General features: G+C 26.4%; 2 protein-coding genes and 1 pseudogene. All 3 read right to left on the reverse strand.

Annotated elements, in window-relative coordinates; all coding sequences use genetic code 11:
• A pseudogene (locus tag GVX98_RS16705) lies at window positions 1-698 on the reverse strand (site-specific integrase); the annotation flags it as partial.
• Window positions 699-705: 7 nt separating this feature from the next.
• Window positions 706-3,081 carry a hypothetical protein gene (locus GVX98_RS16710; RefSeq protein WP_228716308.1) on the reverse strand — a complete coding sequence of 792 codons (2,376 nt, stop codon included), beginning with the start codon at window positions 3,079-3,081 and terminating at the stop codon, window positions 706-708.
• A gap of 37 nt (window positions 3,082-3,118) precedes the next feature.
• Entirely contained in the window at window positions 3,119-4,423 is a 1,305-nt protein-coding gene (locus tag GVX98_RS16715; protein ID WP_159128768.1) for a site-specific integrase, read from the reverse strand.
• Window positions 4,424-4,516: the final 93 nt, after the last annotated feature.

Raw genomic sequence — 4,516 nt, forward strand, 5'->3', positions numbered from 1 at the left:
GTATTATATTCAGACCACATTGCAAATTTTATAAAAAATTGTTGTTTATAATTATTTATTTTATCAAATACTTTCAATAAGACATGATCAGGAATGATAGGAAAACTATTAGCGATGCAAGTATCTATATTATTTTTTTTTATATAAATATTATCATTTTTACTGAAAACAAGAAATTCATAAGTTTGTTGAGTTATAAATTTATAATTTAAAAGTATTTTGCATGAAATATCTAATAAATCAATTTTAGAATCGTATGTGCTACGAAATTGATTAGAGATTATCTGTAATTGAGTAGCTCTTAATGTATTTAGATCGTTAAATGAATATATATTCATGCTCATAAGGCTTAATGCTAATCGCTTTAAATAACTGCCATTTACACACATTGTATTCCATTTTATTTTTTTAAAATTTCTTTTCTGTCCTAAAAAAATCATACATAAAAAAATAGCCTTAATTTCATATTCAAAAGATTCATTTAATGATGCAAATGAGAAGATTTTTGTTTGATCACGCATCAGCCATCTCTTATCTATGAAGTATACTTTTTTCAAAGTATCGTTTCTATTTGGGTTGTTAAAGAGAATCAAACTGTATATATCAATAATTAATTTGTTACTATATTTTTGAAATGAGATATCACCTTCTTTATTGGTAATAGTTATAATATCAAGGATTTTATAAAGTTTAGACATTTTTTACCTATAATGAAAAGTATTGATTTGGGTTGTAGTTTATTTCAGCTAACTGATAAAGTTGTGAGTTGTTTTTTTTTAATAAGCCCAATATATTATTAACTCTAGTTTCAAACTCTTTAATAGCTTTTACAGTTGTACTTTCAGGATTATAAGAAGCCGAGTAAGACAACATTTGAGTGATGCAAATATTCTTAAAATCTAAAAGTTTGTGGATTTGGGATTCGCTATTTACGATACTAAAGTTTTTGCAGAATAAGCAAGCTAAGTAGTCAGAACAAATAGGTGTAGAATCAGAGAGGTTGTCCGAACAATTTCCTAATGGAGTGAATTGAATTATATTATCATCTTCTACTTCATTGCTAACGGGATCATTATCTTTAATTTCAGGATCAGCTAAATAAATATTATCTTTTTTCAAATATATCTCTAGAGATTTTGTACCTTGAGAGAGAGTGTCATTTATTTGAACTGCATTAATTTCTTCATAATGTCGTACAAATACATCAAAATCATGATGGACTAATTCACGATATACTGAGAATTTCTTTAATACAATTTTATAAATTTTATTACTAACAGTTTTACGCATCCGTTTTGAATCATACGTTACTTCACAACCAACTTCTTCAAGCAGCTCTCTAACTTTAACCCCAATGTTGTCGGATGAAGCATTCCTTAATAAATTATTTTTATTTAGGAAAACAAATAGAAAGTTTGTCTTAAAACTCTTATTCTTCGATAATGCAATTACTTTATTTCTTAGTACATCACGGATATACAAAAACAAATATATAGTTTTGTCATCGGAGTTTTTAAAAAATGTATGAGTTTCAGTTTTACTACCAGCCCTTCTCTTGATAAAACTCAAATAATAGATGTTGGGATTGTTATTATCTTTTCTAATATGCTCTTTAGTGTCCTTTAATGTGCATAGAGTTGCGATATTCATACCTGTTATTATTTGAATAAGAGCAAAATAGGCTACAAGTAGTTTGCTATAATCTTCTTTATTTTTTTTAATTGACTCAATTAATGAGCTTATAATTTGTATTAAATCATGTTCAGAATAACTTTTTGTTAATGACTTTTGATTTGAAATAGCTTTGTTTAGAGACTGAGGGGAAGCATCAAAATCTTTTAAATAAGGTTGATTTACGACTTCACAGAACCATTTTAGAGAACTATAATTATGCTGCTGTGTAACTAACTTAAATTTACCTTGTAATCTATCTTCATATAATTTGGCTTTAAGCTCTTTAAAGTGAATGAAGTTGTCTATAAATAATAAGTTAATTCCGTGCTTATCAAGCGTTTCTTTATCAAAATAACGTATAAATAATCTTCTTAGATTTGTTATATGAGTCCTGATCGTTGTTTCACTTTTCTCGTCGTATTGTATTTTTCTAAGATAGTTTTTAAAAAGATTGTAAAACTCATTGGCAAAGGTTGCAGATTTTTTATAAAGAGTTTCTAGGCGAATGGCGTATGGATTAGTATAAATATTTTTAATGTATAAGCATTTGTGATCAAGATTGAAATAATCAAAATCCTTTTCTGTTAAAATCTCCACTACAAATATAAAGTAATTAAATATTTTTGTAGATGTATAATTTCTTATTTTGCATAATATTTTAAAGTTATTGTCTGTTAAAGCAAGTAATCCATTTTTTCTAAAATAAATTTCATCAGAAGGGTGCTCAATTAGATAGTTATTTAAGGTGGTTGCAAATTTGGTAAATCTGTTGAGCTTTGTAGTATCAGTTATTTTTTTTTGAATCTTTTCGTATTGTATTAGTGCTATTGGATTCAGATTGTAATATTTTGTGATATCATGTGCAACTCCTAGCATATTAACTATAATCTTATTTCCATATAAATGGTTTAATAAAACTTTTTTCCTATATTCCAGTTGATAATTATTCTTAATATTGTCAGCAAGATTTTCTAAAGAATTTGAATTCCCAAATTCATTTGAATCAATTATAATTTTTCTTAGAGACTTAAATTGTGTCTTTTGGGTTAATGGGGTCATATTTTTAAATAAACTAGATAATAAGTCTATTAATAATTGCGTTAAATTCTTATTGATGGTGTAAAGTTCTATACATTTAAATTCATTATTTCCTATTTTAAATGAAGAAGCTCTTGTAATCTCGTATTTTGCATAATGTGATAGTAGTTTCAGGATTAAAGAAAATTGACTTTTATAAAAAGATGGATATTTTGAATGTAAAATCAACTCTAAATTCAACAGATAGTCTTTATCATTAATCATTAAGTTGATATCTTTGTTGACTTCAGATTTAAAATTAAGGTCGGCATCTTCATATATTCTTTTAATATAAAAGCAATATCTGATGATGGTTTTTTCTGCATTCATAGTATGATCATATTCTTTAATATAGTTCATCACATAATCATAAAAAGTCATCTAGAATATTCTCACTCTGATTATCATTTGCAAGTTCAATTTCCTTTAATGCATCACCAATACCACTTTGATTAATCCAACTTATTCTTGCACTACTTATTTGTAAGTATCGCTTTGTTGTTTCAAATAGGTTATGACCTAACTCATCAGTTACAACAACCTCAATATGTTCCATTCTAATACCTTGTTTAAGTAAGCTCATCACGCGTTCTACAGCATAAGTTGCTCGTAGATCATGAAAAGTCTTATCAAAAATTATTCCCTTTTCTTTTAACTCATTTTTTACAGGATAAATTATATTTGTTATGGTTTTTTCAGAGATTCTATTACCTTTATTATTTAGAAATAAAGGTGATTTATTGTTGTAACCTTCTTTTAAATAGTATTTATGTAAATTTTTTTTTCTAACGTTACTATTTCGATATAAATTTAACTCTTTAAGGATTTCTTCTTTGAAATGTATCTCTCTTTTCTTTGAATTTTTGCCTGTCACTATATATAAGCCATTTTTGCAATCACATATGTCATCATTTATTCCTGCAATTTCTATTCTTCTTAAACCATATTCTTTTGCTAGTTTAATCCATAATTGTCTACTTGGATTTTGACAATAATCTGAATTAATTAGCTGTTCATATTCATCTGGACTATATGCACTCAAAAATTTTACTTTAATATCTTTATACTTATTGGGGATTTTAATGCTTGACGAAACAACCTGTGTAGAGAATGCTTTTTTGGAGGTCATTATATTGGTATTCTTATTTGTATAAGAGTGGATTGAATAAAAGAATGGCAGACGATTAATAATGTGATTATGTGCTGCCCATTCATATAACATCTTTACATCTAATAAATAAGCTTTTGCAGTCTCATAACTAATGTGATCCTGCTCTGATTTTATACGATCAATAAGATAGTTTTTGAATAGGTTTACTGGGTCTTCATCATCAATATATGTTTCATCTTTCCAATCTACTTTATTTATGGTTAGCCAATTCAGAAACAATCTTAATGATGTAATTAAACTTTTAATTCTTGACTTAGTAATTTCCCTTCCGCTTTTAGCCTTATTTGTTGAAAAATCATTAAAACGGAACTTCTCAATCAAAAATAAGTTGAACTCAATACTTGTTTCAATATTGTCTAAATTTATTAATTGAGGGAAATTTGAATAATCTTCTGTTGTAGGTGGTGATTGTTTTGACGTTATTTTAATATCATCAGGATTTTGAATTTCATACTCACAATTTTTTAAAAATATATCTAATGAAATTGCTTCTGTCTTCATGAGTTTAACATTACATTCATAAGTGTTAACTATATCTTAGTTTTTCTTATATAAATGTCAAATCTGAAATCAGTAAACATCTTCAAATATTAC

The sequence above is a fragment of the Acinetobacter sp. 8I-beige genome (assembly GCF_902505955.1).
Lineage (GTDB): Bacteria > Pseudomonadota > Gammaproteobacteria > Pseudomonadales > Moraxellaceae > Acinetobacter > Acinetobacter johnsonii.

Bases quoted from the DNA above. Each gene is read 5' to 3' on its own strand.
- GVX98_RS16710 (WP_228716308.1), bottom strand. From the start codon at position 3,081: ATGAATGCAGAAAAAACCATCATCAGATATTGCTTTTATATTAAAAGA.
- GVX98_RS16715 (WP_159128768.1), bottom strand. From the start codon at position 4,423: ATGAAGACAGAAGCAATTTCATTAGATATATTTTTAAAAAATTGTGAG.